This is a genomic window from Microbulbifer sp. SE14, assembly GCF_059834885.1.
Map to the genome: position 1 here is coordinate 32,182 of NZ_JCBAJA010000019.1, position 18,899 is coordinate 51,080.

Annotated in this window: 11 protein-coding genes; 6 read left to right on the forward strand and 5 right to left on the reverse strand. The window is 59.8% G+C overall.

All coding sequences use genetic code 11. The features are described from left to right. Positions 1 to 43 precede the first annotated feature (43 nt). The 4 genes from AC6R19_RS14050 to AC6R19_RS14065 all read right to left on the reverse strand — a co-directional run bounded on the left by AC6R19_RS14050 (position 44) and on the right by AC6R19_RS14065 (position 3,112). Positions 44 to 484 (reverse strand): SRPBCC family protein, encoded by a 441-nt coding sequence (locus tag AC6R19_RS14050; RefSeq protein WP_500580465.1) that lies wholly within the window; start codon positions 482 to 484, stop codon positions 44 to 46. Positions 485 to 491: 7 nt separating this feature from the next. Next, the gene (locus AC6R19_RS14055; protein WP_500580466.1) at positions 492 to 812 is read right to left on the reverse strand and encodes an ArsR/SmtB family transcription factor; all 321 of its coding nucleotides are present in this window, start codon (positions 810 to 812) and stop codon (positions 492 to 494) included. 132 nt (positions 813 to 944) lie between these two features. After that, positions 945 to 1,493, reverse strand: coding sequence for a histidine phosphatase family protein (locus tag AC6R19_RS14060; protein ID WP_500580467.1), 549 nt, complete (start codon positions 1,491 to 1,493; stop codon positions 945 to 947). 5 nt (positions 1,494 to 1,498) lie between these two features. Beyond that, entirely contained in the window at positions 1,499 to 3,112 is a 1,614-nt protein-coding gene (locus AC6R19_RS14065; RefSeq protein ID WP_500580468.1) for a carboxylesterase/lipase family protein, read from the reverse strand. Positions 3,113 to 3,634: 522 nt separating this feature from the next. Here AC6R19_RS14065 and AC6R19_RS14070 point away from each other — a divergent pair. From AC6R19_RS14070 to AC6R19_RS14095, 6 genes are all read left to right on the forward strand, one after another. Then, positions 3,635 to 5,614, forward strand: a complete 1,980-nt coding sequence (locus tag AC6R19_RS14070) for a BapA/Bap/LapF family prefix-like domain-containing protein (RefSeq protein ID WP_500580469.1) — start codon at positions 3,635 to 3,637, stop codon at positions 5,612 to 5,614. 232 nt (positions 5,615 to 5,846) lie between these two features. Then, a complete protein-coding gene (locus AC6R19_RS14075; RefSeq protein WP_500580470.1) occupies positions 5,847 to 7,175 on the forward strand; it encodes a TolC family outer membrane protein in 1,329 nt (442 codons plus the stop codon). Next, positions 7,172 to 9,373 (forward strand): type I secretion system permease/ATPase, encoded by a 2,202-nt coding sequence (locus AC6R19_RS14080; RefSeq protein ID WP_500580471.1) that lies wholly within the window; start codon positions 7,172 to 7,174, stop codon positions 9,371 to 9,373. The genes AC6R19_RS14075 and AC6R19_RS14080 overlap by 4 nt, the downstream gene beginning before the upstream one ends. Then, the gene (locus tag AC6R19_RS14085) at positions 9,373 to 10,623 is read left to right on the forward strand and encodes an HlyD family type I secretion periplasmic adaptor subunit (protein WP_500580472.1); all 1,251 of its coding nucleotides are present in this window, start codon (positions 9,373 to 9,375) and stop codon (positions 10,621 to 10,623) included. The genes AC6R19_RS14080 and AC6R19_RS14085 overlap by 1 nt, the downstream gene beginning before the upstream one ends. A gap of 87 nt (positions 10,624 to 10,710) precedes the next feature. After that, entirely contained in the window at positions 10,711 to 11,628 is a 918-nt protein-coding gene (locus tag AC6R19_RS14090) for a transglutaminase-like domain-containing protein (protein WP_500580473.1), read from the forward strand. Between the two features lie 6 nt (positions 11,629 to 11,634). Beyond that, positions 11,635 to 13,731 carry an ATP-grasp domain-containing protein gene (locus tag AC6R19_RS14095; protein WP_500580474.1) on the forward strand — a complete coding sequence of 699 codons (2,097 nt, stop codon included), beginning with the start codon at positions 11,635 to 11,637 and terminating at the stop codon, positions 13,729 to 13,731. Positions 13,732 to 13,804: 73 nt separating this feature from the next. Here AC6R19_RS14095 and AC6R19_RS14100 read toward each other — a convergent pair whose 3' ends face one another. Further along, positions 13,805 to 18,565 carry a CapA family protein gene (locus AC6R19_RS14100; protein ID WP_500580475.1) on the reverse strand — a complete coding sequence of 1,587 codons (4,761 nt, stop codon included), beginning with the start codon at positions 18,563 to 18,565 and terminating at the stop codon, positions 13,805 to 13,807. Between the last annotated feature and the right edge of the window lie 334 nt (positions 18,566 to 18,899).

Consider the following 18,899-nt stretch of genomic DNA (forward strand, 5'->3'; position numbering starts at 1 on the left):
ACTTCCGGATATGCCTCTTTAATCCTTGTTCTGGATTCTAATGCTATTCAGTGCCTTCCTTCCCGAAACGGGCCCGCATTTTCGCCAGGACATACCCCCACGCGTGCTCGTGGCGAAGCCCCTCTTCGTCATCGGGTATATTGGTGTGATTCACGTGCACCTGGGTTTTTCCTTCTACGGCTTCGAAAGACAGAGTCACGACCGACTCCATCCCCCGGGTTGCCTCGGAAACCCATGTGTGTCGGATCCTGTGGGGTTTTTCGAGAGTGATGAAGCGGCCGTAGTGCGCTACCTCCCGGCCTTCCAGCTGGTACATGCTGTAGAAAAGACCGTCGACTTCTGGCGGGTTGACTATCGCCTTGGGCACGCCAAACCAGGGGCTTCCCGGGCTTGTACTGTCCAGCCAGGCCTCAAACACCTCGTCCGGGCTGGCATTGATCTTCCGGGTAAGATTGATTTCCGTGGTTTTTGCTTGTTGGTTCATTCCGCAGTCATCCATTTTTGCTGTCAAAATATTCCTCAAGGCGATCCAGGTGCTGGGTCCAGAATTTCTCGTAGGAGTGAATCCATCGCGCGATCTCCTTCAGGGGTTTTGGGTCAAAAGCTATAACGTGATCGCGCCCCACCCTGGTTCTCCGGACCAGCCCGGCATGCTCGAGAACCTTGAGGTGCTTTGAAACCGCATTCAGCGACATATCGAATGGCTCCGCGATCTCGGTTACGCGCGCGGGCCCCTCGCTCGACAGGCGGGCGATGATTGCCCGTCGGGACTCATGGGAGAGAGCGGAAAGTGCGCTGTCGAGTTGATTCATGATTAAATTCAACCATAAGGTTGAATTTCTGTCAAATGGAGCATAAGTTATTGAATATATTGCATTTTATGCAGGGGTCTTGTCGGATGGGGACTTTTCGGTCCGGCTCCGGGTAGTCGCGGGCCTCGGCTCCTACAGAATGTGGCTGCGCTTTTCCTCTCCCAGCCGCACCAGTTCCAGCGCGTCCCCCTCCCGGCGCAGTTCCGTCACCGAGGCATAATCCGGCCGGAACTGCTGAATCCGCCGGTTGCCGCGAATATGCGCCACCACCGAGTTGATCACCATGAAATGGCAGAAGACCGCCGTGTCCTCTTCCAGGCCGAGCAGGTATTGCACTATACCCCGGCGCCAGTCCCTCTGCCTGATATCGCCTTCATCCCAGTCTCTGTCCAGCAAAGCCCGGATCCACTGTGCGCGATCACTGAGCGGCATTCCCAGGGGGGAGGGGATTTCGCTCACAGCAGCCTCCAGCAACACAGAGCGCCGCCAGAGTTCCGCCAATGGCTGTGCCGTCTGCTGTGCGCGGATTTTTGGGCTGCTTGCCAGTGTAACCGGCTTGGTGGGGGCCAGTTCCCGGGCGAGCTTTTCCGCCTGCTTGCGCCCCAGCTCGGTCAGCTCCGGATCCGGAATCGTCGGGCCTTTCGCGGCCTCGCCGTGGCGAATCAATAGTATTTTCGTCATTGAGACTAGAGATAACCGTTCAGCAAGTCGTCTGGTATATCTTGCCACAGGGCCGCCAGTTCCGCCGTATCGAAGGGGCGTGCCGAGGGGTGATCGCCGAAGCGGCGGCTGTGGCCTCGGTCAAAAGCGGGCCAGTCGTCTCCAGGGATGCCGCATTCAGCGAAATTGAGCCAGGCCTCTCTCATGGCGCCACTCAGCTTGTGCGCCTCGGTCTCGCCGCCGTAGAGGGGCTGCAGGGACTCCGCGTCGTGAGTGCCGAACACATAGCCCAGCTCAACCGCGTGGCAGGCGCCCAGCATGGGCTGGGCCGCCAGCGGTTGGGCAAAGTGATAGTGGTAACGGTCACCGCCGTGCGCCTGCAGCAGGCGCAGGCCGGGCAGGGTGAACACCATGTCGGTGAGCAGCAGGTTCCAGGTGCGGCTCCACTCGGGCCAGGGGTTCCCATTCATACTCCTGGCCAGCCGGTAGTAGTGATCCAGCAGCGGATCGAGCGCCTGTTGTGGCAGCAGCCACTCCAGGCGCGCGCGTATCTGCCGGTCGTCCAGGGTAAAGCTCTCGGGATTGATCGCGCTGAACAGGTTCCACTCATCGAGGTTGCTGCCCAGCAGCAGTGAAACATCGGCGCCGCTGCCGCTGCGTAGCGCCTCCAACGGCTCGATATCCAGCAGCTCGCCATCGAGCACCGGCTTGAAAGGCAGCTGGCCCCAGCTCTGTTCCATGCGTGGGTCTGACAGTACTGCTTGCTGTGCCTGCAGCAGGCTTTTTGTGTTGGCGCGGTGCAGCGAATTTCCACCGCCAATCCGCTCCAGATGCTCGATAAACGCCTGCGCCAGGTTGTTCGCCCTGTCCCGGGAGTGCATGGCGCGGGGATTGCCGCTCTGTACTATGGCGCGCCGAAACAGGCCGCGACAGCGGGGCGCGGCCAGCAGGGCGGCGATGCTCATGGCACCGGCGGATTCACCGAACAGGGTGATATTGTCCGGATCGCCGCCGAAAGCGGAAATATTTTTGTGCACCCACTCGAGTGCCGCTATCTGGTCCAGAATCCCCTCGTTGCCGCTGGCGGGAATATCGCTGATATCCCGCAGGCGCAGGAAACCGAGAGCACCCAGGCGGTAGTTGAAGGTCACCACAATGGCGCGTCCACTGGCCGCCAGGCGGCAGCCGTTGTAGATCTCCTGGCAGCCGGACCCCATATAGAAGGAGCCGCCGTGTACCCAGAGCATTACGGGCAGTTTTTTGCCGTCCGAGTCCGCCGGCGCATAGATATTCAGATACAGGCAGTCTTCGTTTTCCGGCGGCTCGCCTTTGGGGCCGCGCACTTCGATCAGCGCCGAGGGGTTTTGTGCCGCCGGCATGCCGAAGTCAAAGGCGTTGAACGGAGCCTGCCCGGGCGGCAGCGGTTGCGGTGGCTGCCAGCGCAACTCCCCGACGGGAGGGCGGGCATAGGGAATGCCGAGAAACCGGTACACTCCTGTCTTTTTATCGACTTTGCCAACTATCGGCCCTGCCGGGGTGTCCACTAGCGGGGTATTTTTTCTCTTGCTGTCATAAAGGTTTCCGATGTCCGCGTCACTGTTCATTGAAGACGTCCTGGTCCTTTTTGTACTTCGATCCATGGCTGGTCAGTTCAGTATAGCGGGCGCTGTTTTTACTCCCGTCTCATCCATAACCAAGACTCTTCGTTACAGGTGATCTCGTCGAGTTCTATGACGCGGAGTTCCTCGCCAGACCGGTTCCGGATGTGATGCAGCCCGGATTCCACCACCCAGAAGTTTTGCCAGAAAAGTAGAGCCGACATACCCGGCCGAAAGGCCCGGTTTTTCTGCTGGGGAAAGAAACCGGACACTTCATAAAGTCTGCGCTCAAGGGCAATTTGTCCGGATTCAATTTTGCATAAAAAAATTGAGTAGCTGGCGTAACTAACGTCTTTTCTGTGCTTGAAAAGTCCCTTATATCAGTCCATACCATAACTATCTGTTCAAATTTTATTCATTAATTGCTCAAGGAAGAGAGGAGTAGACACAGCAAGGATTGAAATCACGCCATGCAATAATCCCCTAATAGCAGATGGAGTGTCAGCCTGCAATCCAGTGTGTAGATGGATTTATTTTCACTTGATGTAAGTGGTAGGTGAAGGAATGATCTCAAAGATTTTCGACAAACAAACCGGCTCGGTTAAAGAGCTGCCACTCGAGAACCTGAATTTATCTTCTCCCGGGCTCGTAGTACTTCCGGTGGGCTTAGACGAGATTGCATCTTATGCCAGGAACGGTTTCGACCTGGTCATCATTCTGAAGTCTGGAGAGAGCTTAGTCATTGCCAACTTTTTCAGGGTTGACGAAGAAGGCGTCCACAGCGAACTGGCCTTCAATGGTGAGGATGGCCCCGTGCTGTTGGCAATGTCCGGCGATCCGGGAACCATTTTCTCCATGGCGGCGGGCCCTGCCGGAGGTGTGATCCCGGTAGGTGCACCTGTTGCCGCTTCAAGTGCCGGAGCGTCCCCCTGGCTGATCGCGGGGTTGGTTGCGCTTGGACTGGTTGCGGCGATTGCGATTGCGGACGACGATGACGGCGATGACCTGGGGCCTCCCCCAGAGCCGCCACCGCCCCCTCCTCCGCCATCACCTCCGCCGCCTCCGCCTCCGCCTCCGCCTCCGTCGGATCAGCCGAAGCCGCCACCGTTAACACCTACGGATGGTGATGCAGACGCCGACACGGATGCGGATGCCGACGCAGACACAGATGCAGATGCCGACGCGGATGCCGATGCAGACGCAGATGCGGACGCGGATGCGGATGCCGATGCGGATGCGGATGCCGATGCGGACGCGGATGCCGACGCGGATGCCGATGCCGATGCCGATGCGGATGCGGATGCGGATGCGGATGCGGATGCGGATGCCGATGCGGATGCGGATGCCGATGCGGACGCGGATGCCGATGCGGACGCGGATGCCGATGCGGACGCAGATGCGGATGCCGATGCGGACGCAGATGCGGATGCCGATGCGGATGCGGATGCCGATGCGGACGCAGATGCGGATGCGGATGCGGATGCGGACGCCGACGCGGATGCCGACGCGGATGCGGATGCGGACGCCGACGCGGATGCCGACGCGGATGCCGACGCGGATGCGGATGCGGACGCCGACGCGGATGCCGATGCGGATGCCGACGCAGATGCCGATGCGGACGCCGATGCCGATGCGGATGCGGATGCGGACGCCGACGCGGATGCCGATGCGGATGCCGATGCCGATGCGGATGCCGACGCGGATGCCGATGCGGACGCCGATGCGGACGCCGATGCGGATGCCGACGCGGATGCCGACGCGGATGCCGACGCGGATGCCGATGCGGACGCCGACGCGGATGCGGATGCCGATGCCGATGCGGACGCCGACGCGGATGCGGATGCCGATGCGGATGCCGATGCGGATGCCGATGCGGATGCCGACGCGGATGCGGATGCCGACGCGGATGCGGATGCCGATGCCGATGCCGACGCCGACGCTGACGCGGATGCCGACTCTGACGCGGATGACTGCCTAGAGGACCTCTTCGAACTCGTGGAGTCCGTAACCGAGGAGCTGACCGAGGACCTGTCGGACTACATCGAGAGCGGTGGCCGCGATTCAGAGGTGATCTATGACCTGGTGGATGCCGCCGTAGAAGAGGTCAATGAGGCGATATGGGATTGCCTCGATGAACTCCTTGGTCACGGCGACTCTGTGACAGCGTCGGGGCAGCTTGCCCTCCAGGGAGGCGACTTCACCCTCGTCGACGAGTTCGGCGGCGATGTTGTCTCGCTCTACGATGCAGAGTTCGATTTCGCGGATGATGCCGATACCCAGCTGTGGCCGGACGGCGGCGGCAGTGCCGAGGATGTCGGGCCAGGCGGCCACGATTCGTATCCGCCAACACTGAACTTTGCGGATCTGGTGGATGAGCCCGGTACGGAAAGCGACTCACTGTTCGCACAGGGTGAAGGTGACGGATTGCCTCCGCCACTGGATATCTCCAGCGGGTGCGACAGCCAAATGGATACCGCGATGCATGCACAGACGGATGACCAGCTCCAGGATCTGTGGCAGCAAAACGGGTTCAATGACGTATGAATTCATAGAGGAGATTGATGCCGAAACACACCGGGCCGCAAGGCCCGGTGTTTTTGTTGGACTAGACTGGAAAGCGGAATTCTATAAATTAGGTATGCCGGCCCAGTGTGGCGACAGCCCGATATAAACAGTTGTCAACGGTAAGCGAGTAGTGAATCGAATAAAGCGACTATGGATGGTTTCGCTCTCTTCGGCGATGTTTTTATGGATGCATCAGGCCCGGGCGGAAGATATGGAAGTTGTCAGCCCGACGGCGCTGCAGTCGGAAGTGGTTCAATCGCCGACCGGGACGTACCTCCCCCTAAGAGATGGGCTGGCTGCCCAAGAGCTGGATCTTGTCAGTGCGGTTCATCGAGCCGTTGAGTGGCACCCCAGCATCTCCGAGTCCGTCGGGGCTCTGCATCAGCAACAGGAGAATGTCCGGGCGGCCAAGGCCGGTTACTTCCCGCAAGTTGGTGTCAATTTCGTCGCCGGGCGCGACACCGAAGACGACAGCGATGGTGACGGCCATGTGGTCCAGATCTATGCATCGCAGATGCTTTATGACTTCGGCAAGGTGTCCAGTGAAGTCGACCTGGCGACTGCGGGTATGAGGCGCTCCCGGGCCAGGGTGCTGCAATCGATCGATACCGTGGCCCGCGACGCGGCCCAGGCGGCCATCGAAGTGCAGCGTTACCAGGCGCTGCTGAAAACTGCCCAGGAGCAGATCGAAGGTGTCTCCGCCATTGCCTCCCTGGTGCAAATGCGCAGCGACAGGGGCGCGAGCTCCCGCTCCGATGTACTCCAGGCCCGGTCCCGTATGGAAGCCGCCCGTGCGTCCAGGCAGCAGGTTCAGGCACAACTCAACCGCTGGCGCAGCACCCTGCAGTACCTGATGGGCAGTCGCAACCGTTTCAGCATGTCCATGGATATCCCGGTACCTGTCAGTGATGCCTGTCAGGCGGAATCGCCGGAGCTTCCCGCCGTGCCGGAAGTGTTGATTGCCGAGGCGTCGCGGGCAGAGGCCATGGCGCGTATGGAAGAGGCGAAAGCGGGGGCCTGGCCGACACTCTCGCTGGATGCCAGCGTCAACAACTATCTCGACCAGCAGTATGTGGATGCCAACGCATTGGACCAGAATGAAAATGCGATCTTCCTGAACCTGTCCATGCCGATATACCAGGGAGGCAGGATCTCGGCCAACAAGCAGTCCACCGTCTATGCGCTGCGCGCTGCAGATGCGGCGAAAGACGCGGCGCGCCTGTCGGTGATGCAGGATCTTCTCGCGGCACAGGAAGAGGCCAGTGGACTGACGCAAAGCCTGTCCATTCTCAGTGCGCGCGAGCGGGCAATTGCCGAGACCCGGGACCTTTACAGGAAGCAGTATTCCTCTCTCGGCACCCGCACCTTGCTGGATCTGCTCAATGCCGAGCAGGAGCTGCACCAGGCGCGCCTGGAAAAAAACAATACCCGCTATGATCTGAACCGACTTCAAATAGACTGCCTCTATAACCTTGGCGAACTCAGGAGGGTCTTCCAGCTTGAGGGCCGTGAGATACAGGGCGTGGAGGTGCTACCGTGAGCGAGAGTGAAATTGCGGGTGCGGAAGCGACTCTCCAGCCGCTACAGGCAACCGGTGAACAGCTGGACTACGCTCCCTGGCTGGACGCCATCCTGGCGGTTGCCCGGCACTACCGCCTGGAATACTCGGCGGAAAATGTGCGCATCTCCGCCCACTGGAGCGGGGAGGAGTCCACCGGAAACCTGATCCGACATATGGCCAGGCAGGCCGGCCTGACGGTCAAGTTTGCCCGCTATGAGGAATCCCTTCTCACACCCTGGCGACTGCCGCTGGTCGTCCAGTTCAAGGACGGACAGGTGGGGGTTGTCGAAACCATTGCCGGCGACGGCAGCCTCGGTGTCCTCTACAGCGGTGACCAGGGCCTGCAGAGCAGCATCAGTGCCGAAAGCATTGCCGGGCAGGTTTCCCAGGTTGTGGTGTTACGCCCTGCGAAGACGGTCACGGATGCGCGGGTCGACGACTATATCAAGCCGGACAACAAGCACTGGTTCCGCAAAATCATCCTGCGCGACCTGAAACCCTATGGGCACGTCATGTTGGCCACGACGGTCGCCAATACCCTGGCGCTGTCCGGAATCCTCTTCGCCAGGCAGGTCTACGATCGGGTGATACCGGCGGAATCCATGCCGACCCTGTATGTGCTGTTCAGCGGTGTGATGCTGGCCGTGGTATTCGATTTCATCATGCGCACCATGCGTGTGAGGATCACCGACCTACTGGGCAAGCGCGCGGATATTCGCGTTTCCGACCAGGTGTTCGGCCATGCTGTGCGCCTGCGGAATTCCGCCAGGCCCAAGTCCACTGGCACCTTTATATCCCAGATCCGCGAGCTGGAGCGGGTGCGCGACATGGTGACCTCCACCACCATTCTGGCGCTGGCGGACATGCCCTTCTTCCTGCTGTTCCTGGTGGTGATGTGGGTGATTGCCGGCCCGCTGGTGCTCGTGCCCCTGGCGGCGGTGTTTGCGCTGATCATTCCCGGGCTGCTGGTGCAGGGAAAACTGGCCAAGCTGGCGGCCGAGTCGATGCGCGAGTCCTCACTGCGCAATGCCATGCTGGTGGAAACCATCCAGGGTATGGAGGATATCAAGGCCCTGCAGGCGGAGCAGCGCTTCCAGCGTCAGTGGAATCACTACAATGCGGTGACGGCGGATTCCAACCTGAAGTTGCGCTACCTGGTCAACATGCTGATGACCTGGACCCACAACGTCCAGTCTTCCGTGTTCGCGCTGATAGTGCTGTTTGGCGCGCCCATGGTGATGTCCGGCGATATGACTACCGGCTCCCTGGTGGCCGCCTCGATACTCGGCTCGCGCATGATGTCGCCGATGGCGCATGTCACCCAGGTCCTGAGCCGCTGGCAGCAGGCCAGGTTTGCGCTGCAGGGACTGGACGAGATCATGAAACTGCCGGTGGACCACCCGGAGGGCAGCAAGCGGGTGCACAAGCCGGTGATTCGGGGTGAATACCACTTCAAGCGGGCGATTTTCCAGTATGGGGGCTGTGACGCCGAACCGGCACTGATGGTTTCCGAGCTGTCCATTGAACCCGGGGAACGCATAGCGGTGCTGGGAAAAAACGGCGCGGGCAAGTCGACCCTGTTGCAGGCCCTGGCCGGCGCACTGGAGGCCAGCAGTGGCCGCGCCAACCTGGACGGCGTGTGTATGGCGCATATAGACCCGGCGGATATCCGCCGCGACGTCGGCCTGCTCAGCCAGAATGCCGGCCTCTTTCACGGCACCCTGCGGGAAAACCTGACCCTCGGTGCGCCCCATGCTACGGACGAGGAAGTTCTCTGGGCCCTGGATATGAGTGGGGCGCTGGAGCTGGTGCAGAAAATGCCCCGGGGCCTGGACCATATGATCCTGGAAGGCGGCCTGGGTCTTTCCGGCGGCCAGCGGCAGTCGCTGCTGCTGTCGCGTCTGCTGATCCGTCAGCCCCATATCCTGCTGCTGGATGAGCCCTCGGCGTCACTGGACGAGGCGACGGAACGCCGCTTTATCCAGCGCCTGGACGAGTGGGCTGCAAACCGCACGCTGGTGGTGGCGACGCATCGCAGCAGCATTTTGAACCTGGCGGAGCGGATACTGGTGGTGGACGGCGGCCGTATAGTGGTGGACGACACCAAGGAAAACGCACTGGCGATGTTGTCTCAATCCGCCAACCGCGAACATCGTGAAAGCGAGCAGGTGTCCTGATGGCGACTGGCAAAACGGTCGGTGGCGGTGGAACCGGGGGGGGCAAGGGCATTCCCCTGCTTGAGGCCGACTATCACAGTGGAGAGCAGCACTACAGCGACGAGGTGGACGAGGCCACCATCGTCCGTTCCACCCGGGTTGTGTGGATTTTTTTCCTGCTGATAGCAGCCCTGGTCGGCTGGTCCTATTTCGCCCGGGTGGACGAAGTCTCTTCCGGTACCGGTAAGGTCGTTCCCACTTCCCGCGCCCAGGTCATCCAATCCCTGGAAGGGGGAATACTGGCCGAATTGAAAGTCGCGGAGGGGGATATCGTCGAGCGCGGCCAGGTCCTGGCACAACTGGATCCGACGAAAGTCCGCTCCAATGTAGAGGAGAGCGCGGCCAGATACCGGGCGGCACTGGCCAGCGTCGCCAGGCTCACAGCGGAGGTCAATGGTACGGCCCTGGTTTTTCCCGAGGAACTCGCACCCTACGACAACCTGAAGGCCAAGGAAACCAAGCTATTTGTCACCCGGCAGAAAGGTCTGGAGGAGTCCCTGAAAGGACTGCGGGAGTCCCTGAAGCTGATCGAGAGCGAGCTGTCCATTACCAGGTCCCTGGTGAGCTCCGGTGCCGCCAGCAATGTCGAGGTGCTGCGCCTGAGCCGGCAGAAGTCGGAACTGGAACTGAAAATCCAGGAGGTGCGCTCGGAGTACATGGTGCAGGCGCGGGAGGAGCTTGCCAATGTCAGTGCGGAGGTCGAGGCGCTGTCCTCAGTGGTGGAGGGGCGTTCCGATTCCCTGACGCGACTGACACACCGCTCGCCGGTGCGCGGCATCGTCAAGGATATCGCAGTTACCACTATCGGTGGGGTCATTCCCCCCAATGGCCGGCTGATGGAAATAGTTCCCCTCGACGACAAGCTGCTGATAGAAGCGCGTATATCGCCGCGAGATATCGCCTTCATCCACCCGGGGCAGCACGCCAAGGTCAAGATCACCGCCTACGACTACGCCATCTACGGCGGCCTGGACGGAAAGGTCACCACCATTTCCCCGGATACCATCCAGGACGAGATCAACCCCAACGAATTCTACTACCGGGTTTTTATCCTGACGGGCTCCGATGCGCTGGTGAATGAGGCGGGTAAAAAGTTTGCGATAGTACCGGGCATGGTCGCGACCGTCGATGTGAAAACCGGATCGAAAACCATATTCGACTACCTCGTCAAGCCGATCAACCGTGCCAGCGAGGCGATGAGGGAGCGGTAAGGGCTAAGTGATAGCGGATAGCCCCCAGTCATTTTGACAGGAAAGTGGGGGAGATCGGGTGGAAACCCTTAAGCTGTTTGAGATGTGATGAAAAGCAACAGAACCCTGTTTTCAACCCTTATTCTACTGTTGGACTGGCTAGGGGCATCCCTGGGATTTGCCGACCAGGTGCAGCCGGTGACCCTGACGGCCGAGGTCACCGTTGTCAACAGGTCGAATAGGGATATAGAGGGGTACGTGCACAGGCTGTCTGTTCCGGTAAGCGGTCATCTGCAGCAAAAATTGGTCGACATAAGATACGAGCACCCAGAGGGGATCAAACGTAAAAGGCACAGGCGTGGAGATGGCGATTATGTGGAGTTTCGCTGGAATATTCCGGCCGGGTCGTCGTCGACTAGAAAAGTCCATTTCGACCTGGAGTTATCGTCCTACGACTACACGAAAAGAGAAAATTCCGGCTACCGGGAAGTCAATGAGAGTTACCTGCAGTCCGCCAAGTACATTGAATCGGATTCCACTGCCATCAAGAGACTGGCGGCCCAAATAGAGCGAACCTACGACACGGACGAGGAAAGGCTGAGAGCGGCCTTTCTGCTTCCGCAGCAGATGATCGACTACCAGGTGCAGTCGACGGAAGGGGCACTCTCCGCGATAGAGCGAGGCAAAGGCGATTGCACAGAGTTTGCCGCCCTCTTTGTTGCGCTGGCGAGAGCCATGGGATATCCGGCGAGGATGACGACTGACTTCCTGTTTACCTCGAGGACCGAGTTCCGGCAGCCCAACCACCATTCCGCAGAGGTCTACCTGCACGGAAACTGGATTCCGGTGGATCCCAACCTGGCCTTGGACCCGAAATTCGGCTATGGATTCGGTGTGGGACAAAAGGACAAGGTTATCCTCACTCGTGACTTTTCCTGGGTTTGGTCGAACTCATGGCCGAAGAGTTTAAGCGGTGAGACGCTTGAGGCCGATGTGAAGGTCCTGTGGACGGTGAATAGAGGTTGATCTGTTATGGAGAGTGCGCTGCGTAATGAGGGTATATTTTCAGGTGGTTTCTCCCAGGAAAGACTGCTGGAGTGTGAACTTCTCAAAAAAGAGAACGAGTTTACGGGATCTCCATTCTTTAAGAAATATGGGGATGTCGATCAGCTGTTGATAACGGAAACCGCCCTGGACAAGGGGTTGGATGTAAAGTTCTATCGGAAGGATATCTATAGCGTGTCCGACGGAAAGAGGGATGTCCTCTTTTGTCAGAATTCAGCGATGGTTTCCGAGGTGTACAGGTTTTGTGCTCAATTAAAGCACGTTACGAAAGAGCTTCTGTCTAGGGGGGAAGTCCCGGTCCCGCCGGGTGAGGTGTTCGATAGCTACCGGAAGGCCTTGCGGTATTTTGAAGAAGTGAATGCCCCCGTTGTTGTAAAGCCGGTTCGAGGTAGTCACGGTAGGGGGATCACGACAGGTGTAACCGATGAGCGGGCTTTTAGGTCGGCGTGGGAGCTGGCGAGGGAAAAAGCCACAGAGGTTATCGTTGAAAGACATATAGCCGGCTGCGACATCCGGGTCAATGTCATCGGGGGGCGGGCTGTTTCTGCCTGTATCAGGATTCCGGCAAATGTCGTTGGGGATGGTCACAGTACAATCAAGAAATTGGTGGAAGAAAAAAACAACAGGAGAAGAGCAAATCCGGCACACTTCATGATGTCCGAGTACATCAAGCGCTTCGACCTCTTGGAGTCGAAGGGCGTGTCTTTCAGTGAAGTCCCTGGGGAAGGGGAGCGTGTTTGGCTGTCGGGGGTTGCCAATGTTTCTGTAGGTGGGGAAGGCGTCCAGCTTGTGGAACATCTCGATCCCCGTATCCTGAGAATGGCCGAACGAGCAGCCAAAGCCTTTCCTGGTGTGCACCATGTTGGTGTGGATGTAATCGTACCTGAATATGACAGACCGGAAGGTTGTACCCCATACGTAGTGGAGGTGAATACAAACTCTGCCACTTCCGCCCCGGTGTTCCCTAACTATGGTAAAGCCGTGGATCTTCCCGGGTTATTGCTGGATTACCTATTTGCTGATAGCGAGCGGAGCCTGTCTTGCCCCCTGAGTCACCAGTCTGATGCTTCGGGTAGGGAATTTCTGTCGATTTCCGAGCGGTGGGATTGTGAAAGCCATGATTTCAAGTTACGTAAGAGCCTTTCCGGGCAGAAGGCGTTGATCAGGCACGCAGCTAGCAGGCTCAACCTCAAACATTATGAAATCAGCGGCTCAGTAGCGGCTGTCGAATGTGCGGGGGAGAGCAAGCTGTTTCACCGGGCTATGCCGGACACTGTTCTGCAGGTCGCGCGCCGGGCATGCATTCACAGTGAATTGCGGGCCTGTCTTCTGGAGAAGAAAGGTGTGATTTCTTCTTTGGGAGATTCCGGAATGACAATGGGTTCCGCGGAAAGGAGCCCTGTCAGATATCGGGTGTTGGTCATCGACGGGCAGGTGGTGGCTGGTCTGGAGAGACGGAGTAGAGAATCAGGGCCGGATGAGAGTGAGCAAGATTCCGGGAGGGGTGTCTTATTTGGCGAGGTCACACGAGACATCAGCGAAAATATTCACGCTGAGTTCGCCTGCATCGCTGTCAAGGCCGTAGAGGCGGTATTCAATCCATTTTTGGCCGGGGTGGACATCGTAGCGGCCGATATTTCGGAGCCTGCAACCGGACAGGCATGGATGATTACCGATGTCGTATCCAACCCTGCCTTGGGCTGGCATCACTATCCTGTTTATGGAGAAGGCAGGGATGTGGCTTCCGCTCTGCTGATTGCCCTTTTCCCCCGGCTTAAGGGGGTAAAGATACAGTTATTGCATTTGAGAATCACGGTTAAGGGAGATGGTCTTGGTGCCGGTTACCGGAGGAGGGTAAAAAGGCGCGCTTGCGAAAAAGGAGTTCTGGGAGAGGTACGAATCATATCCGAGAAAGCTGTGGAAATAATGGCCCAGGGTACGCCTGTGGCTCTGTCGTCCTTTCTCTCCCAGTGTTCCGTCGCCGATGATGGTGCGTCTGCTTTTAATGTACAGGTGGATTCCCTGCCAATCGCCAGGTATGAGAGATTTGAAATCCGAAAGTAGCCTGCTCCTGTGGTGCCCGCCACTGTGCTCGTCAATCCTGCCACCGAGGGCGGGAAACGACCGCGCAGCAGCGCTAGGCGTAGCTGTTGCTCTTCTGCGCCTCTTCGAGCAGCAACCTGGATATCGACCCGAAATCTGAATCCCGGCGGGATCCCTTGAGCAGTATCAGGTCGGAGTGCCCGGCGAACGCCACCAGGTAGCTGGCCAGATCCGGTGCGGTGGAGAAGTGGGGGCCCAGTACAGCTTCCGGCAGCACCGCGCGCAGATACTGCATTTCGTCGCCATGGGTCACTACCCAATCCACCCCGCTGGAGAGCAGCGGCTCGGCGAGGCTCTCGTGCAGCGCCTGGGATTGCTCGCCGAGCTGCACGATGCGCCCGAGTACGGCGATCTTGCGCCCGCCCTCGCCGACTTTTGCCTGTTCGAATACGGAAAAGGCGTTCAACATGGAACTGACGGTCGCGTTCCAGCTATCGTCGATAATGTCTAGCGAGCGCCCGCCCAGGTCGAGTTGGCTGCGGTGCAGATGCCCTTCATCCAGCTCGAGCTGGTTCAGTGTCTCCGCGGCAGTGGCGAGAGCGCGGCCCATGGCGTAGACGGCACAGAGTGCTGCCACCGCGTTGTAAACCATGCCGGTGCTGGGGGCGGGCACGTGGAGCTCCAAGTGTTCTTCCGGCGTACGCAGGCGTACCCAGCTGCCACCCTCATCGCCGCGGATGTCGACTATCCGCACTTCCGCTTCGTCACTGGTGCCGAAGACCACGACCCTTTTGGCATGTTTTCTGGCCTGTTTGATGACATAGTCGAAGCACTGCAAGTGCTCGCCGACGATGGCCACGGCCGGGCCTGTCAGCCCGTCGAAGATACGCGACTTCCACTTTGCGGTGTCCTGCACCGTTTTTACGCGCTTGGTGGTCTGGGATACGCCGATTTCGGTGATCAGAGCGATGGTGGGTTTGATCTTGCGGGTAATCGGGCCCCGTTTCATCCATAGCGCACTCTGTGCCACCTCGATAACCGCCGCCTCGTGGTCCCGGCTCAGGCTGGCCAGCATGGAGGGGGCGCCGACGCGCGAGTTGTAGTTGCCCAGGCTGGTGAGCGCCTTTTCCCGGCCACCCAGCATCTGGCCCAGCATCTTGAGGGTGGTGGACTTGCCAGCGGTGCCGGTGATGGCGATGACGTCCCCACTGAAACGGCTGCGGGCGGCCAGCCCCAGTTCGATGATCGCCCTGATGGGATCCTCCACCTGCAGAACCGGCAGCTCTGGCGGCAGGCCTGGCACCGGCCTGGCGACAATGGCGCCGGCGATGGCATCGGCGAATTCCGGAAGCCTGTTGTGGAGATCCCAGCCGTTGGACCATGGGCTGGTGCTCTGCTCGTGATAGGCCCTGTCCAGGTTGCTGTGGGCGACGAACATGACCGGGGCCAGGGACTGGGGGATAAAGCCCTTGCCTGACACTACGCTGCGCACGAACCAGCCCTCCGGGGGTGGCACCAGCCATTTGCCCCCGGTCACCGATACCAATTGTTCGGCATTCCATGTCTGCCCCGGGTAGTGTTCGTGCACCAGCTCGGAAAATTCTGTCTGGTAGACAGGCAGTTTTTTCTGGGTGGCACTGCCGTTTTTGACCGGAACATCCAGATTGACCAAGAACCCCTCCAGCGGGATGGGCTCGATCCGCTCGCCGCTGGAAACGAGCCCGACATGCAGTTGCAGATCAGCCTTGGTGAAAATTTTCGAGGCCGGCGGCCTGAGACCATAGAAGTCCCGGTAAATGATACCCGGCTGCCAGCGACTGGTGGGCATCTGCCAGTCGCAGGGGTCGTGGTCCATGGATTTCCCCCAGTAGGGCATGGCCGTTTCCCGGGTGGGTATCGCGCGGAAATCTATGCGGTAGTCTTCATCCGGTACTTGTTCCACGGTCCAGAAGGATTCCACCCAGAGCAACTGTCTCGACTTCACTTCCCGCGGTTGCAGTCGCACGCCGAGTAGTGTGAGCGGGCCTAAACGGATCGGGGATATCCTCGCGTCCTCCGGTACCGATTCGACCTGCCAGGCCGGATTTATCGGACGCTCTTTCTGCGCCAGCGCTGCAAGATCGTAGCAGGTCGGTTGTGCCGCCGGGCATTCGGGCACCGGGCGATCCGGTGGGCTCAGTTCAATCGTGCCGCTGCCGTCAACTGTCAGCTGCAGTCCCGTGCCGAGCCTCGCGCAAAGTTCGGCATAGCGGCGGCTGGCCTCGATGGCCTTGGGGCCCGATAACTGGCGGCTGAAACCGAAGCCGGCGCCGACGGGCACGAAAGTGACTCTCTCCACGCCCCTGGCGCTCAACTCCAGCCGGAATACGCCGCTGTCGGCGAGGGATTGGCGCACCGAGTCGAACAGCAGGTCGCCGGCGTCGTGGATGATCGGCCGCTGGCGGTAGATTTCAATTCCCTGCAGCAGGTGGGCGCTGGCCCCGAGTACCGCGTCGGCGCCGGCATCGATAATCGCCTGGCCGACTGCAATTTCCTCCAGGCCCGGGTGGCGCTCCAGGTTGGGCCCCCAGTGTACGGCGACCAGGACTATCTGGGCCTGCTGTCGGGCTGCGTGAATCCGCGGCGCCAGCTGGGCCTTCCAGAGCTGTGGGTCCGACAGGGGCAGGTGGGCGCAGCCCGCGCTGTCTTCGTAGGCGGCGAAGTGTCGCTGGGTGGCATCCAGGGAAAAAATAGCCACATTTAATGAGCCGGCGGGCCTGATCACAGGGGTCAGTGCCTCGTCGAAATTTGCCCCGGACCCGGTGTGGCCGATACCGACGGTATCCAGCCACTGCCGCTGCTCCAGCAGCGCCTGCGGGCCATAGTCACCGCTGTGGTTGTTGGCGGTGGTGACCACGTCTACCCGGGCGGCGACCAGTTGCCGCAGCATCTCCGGGCGGGCCCGGTAATAGTAGGGAGAGGCCTCACCTTTCTCGGCCCCCTGTTCGCCGGCGGTCGCAACCACACATTCCAGGTTGACGATACTGAGATCGGCATTGTTGAGGGCGGGGATATTTCCCAGCACCTTTTCCTCACCCAGTTCCGCGGTCCTGTAGTGTTGGCGGCGGCCCAGGTTGACGTCGCCTCCCCAGGCGATCACCGGCACTTCGCTCGGCGGAAGGGCAGGGTGCAGCGTCTCGTCCACCAGGCTGGCGGTTGCCGAGACCTGTTCGCCGTTGCGCAGGTAATTCCTGTAGGCCACAAGGCCGGAAAGGTAGTGCTCCACATCGTCGATACGCACGCGGAAGGCGTGGTGGCGGATAAAGAAGCTGCCGACGATTCTCTGCGGGTTGCGGAAGAACATCGCAAACTCGGGCCAGAAGTAGCCGTTGAGCAGGTAGTTGGCGCGCTTGTGCAGCGCGCGATAGAACCAGTCCAGGTCCAGCTGGGCCAGCAGATGCCGGAAACGCTCTTCCTTCTGCAGGCGGGTCACCATCTTCTGCGCCGCCATCATCAGCTCGAGCAGCGTGGGGAAGGTGGTGATGCGATTCTCCACGAAGTCCAGGTAATCGGCGACGTTCCTGATACCGAACTGGTAGTACTTTTCCTCCGGGCGATAGAGGGTCAGTTCGTTGACGCAGTAGCTCAGCCAGTGGTCGTGGGCCCTCCAGTGGTTGGCGGCGATAAAGTAGGAGAAGGCTTTTTCCACCATCGCCAGCCAGCGGGGATTGCGACTCAGGCCGTAGAGACGCATCAGGCCGAAGGCGGCCTCGCCGTCGTAGTAGACGATGCGGAACTCCTCTTTGACGGTGAGTTCCGGGTACTGCAGCACATGCACGAACTTGCCGCTGTGCGGATCCTGCATGAACTGGATGCCCAGGGCCAGCTGCTCCATCAGCTCCAGGTACAGGTCCGATTTCATCAGCTCGCTGAATTTCACCAGGGCCAGTAGGCACACGGCGTTGCCACCGAGCTTTATCTCGCCGTTGCTCTCCACCAGGAAGGCGGCCTGGTCGCCGGAGGCCAGAGTGACCTGCTTGATCAGTTTCTCCGTCAGGTATTTCAGCGACCTGTCGATGGCGGCTTTCAGTGTCTGGTCGCCGGTCACCTCCCATCCCTCCAGCATGGCGTAGGTGCTGCTGGTGTGGCGCAAGGTGTTGTAGGTGTCGATGGATTTGTCGAAGCAGGCGTGCCAGCCGTAGTGAAAGCGGCCGCTCGGCCTGACCTGGCTGGCCAGGTACTGGCTGCTGGTTTCGATAAGCTTGGCGGCCGTTTCCTCGTCCAGCTCCCCGATAACGCGGCGGCCGGCATTGCGCCCGGGGCCGTACAGGGGCACCGGGCTTTCCGAACCGTCGCAGAAGACGCCCTCGGTAGACAGCACAAATACCGGCTTGTCGTCGGAGAAGTCCAGTTCCAACTGGTTGCCGTAGCGCCTGCGCACATAGGATTTGAAGTTTTTCTCGTTGATGACTACATGACTGATTTTGTTCCCGCCATAGATCATGGCGTTGCCATTCAGTTCCTGCTCCAGGAAGGCGTATTTATATTCCGGGTCCAGGGCTATGCCATAGCGGAAGTATGCGCGCTTGGTGGCGTTGAAGCGCTGCTTCAGGTCTCCCCAGGTCATCGCCTCTGCGTCGCATACCCAGTCCACCCTGAGCCAGCAGACATTCATTTTCGCGGCATTGGCCGCACGGCGCACCAGAGTGGCCGCGGCCTGCCAGGCGCCAGCGAAATCCTTCGCCGTGACGTGCTGGACCTTGGCCCGCTGTTTTCCATCACTGACGGAAAAGAACAGGGTGTGGGGCGGCGCTATACCGCGCAGTGCCTGTTCCACCGCGGGGCGGGCTTGCATTAACAGTTTGGAGAGTGACATGGCCTTATTGCTTGATGAAGGTTGATGTAACCGGTTCGCAGCACGGGCTCTATTTCGACCGTGAAGTCTTTGTGGGTCGAAAGGGCGCTTGCGCCTTTAGCGACAGGGCTGCGTAGTGCAGTGAGCGGCGCAGTGATTATTGAATCGGATCTGGCTGCTGGAACTGCTTTCGTGGGCGGCCGGCGGCCGGGAATTTCCCGGAGGGCAAGGCCGTGGGTGACGCCAGAGTAGACATCAAGACACTTTCATCCCTGGGGCTGTGACGAACCCGCCTAAAATTTGCGGCTGTGCGTAGAGGAGTATAGACCCGGGACTGAAACCTGCCCGGGCAATA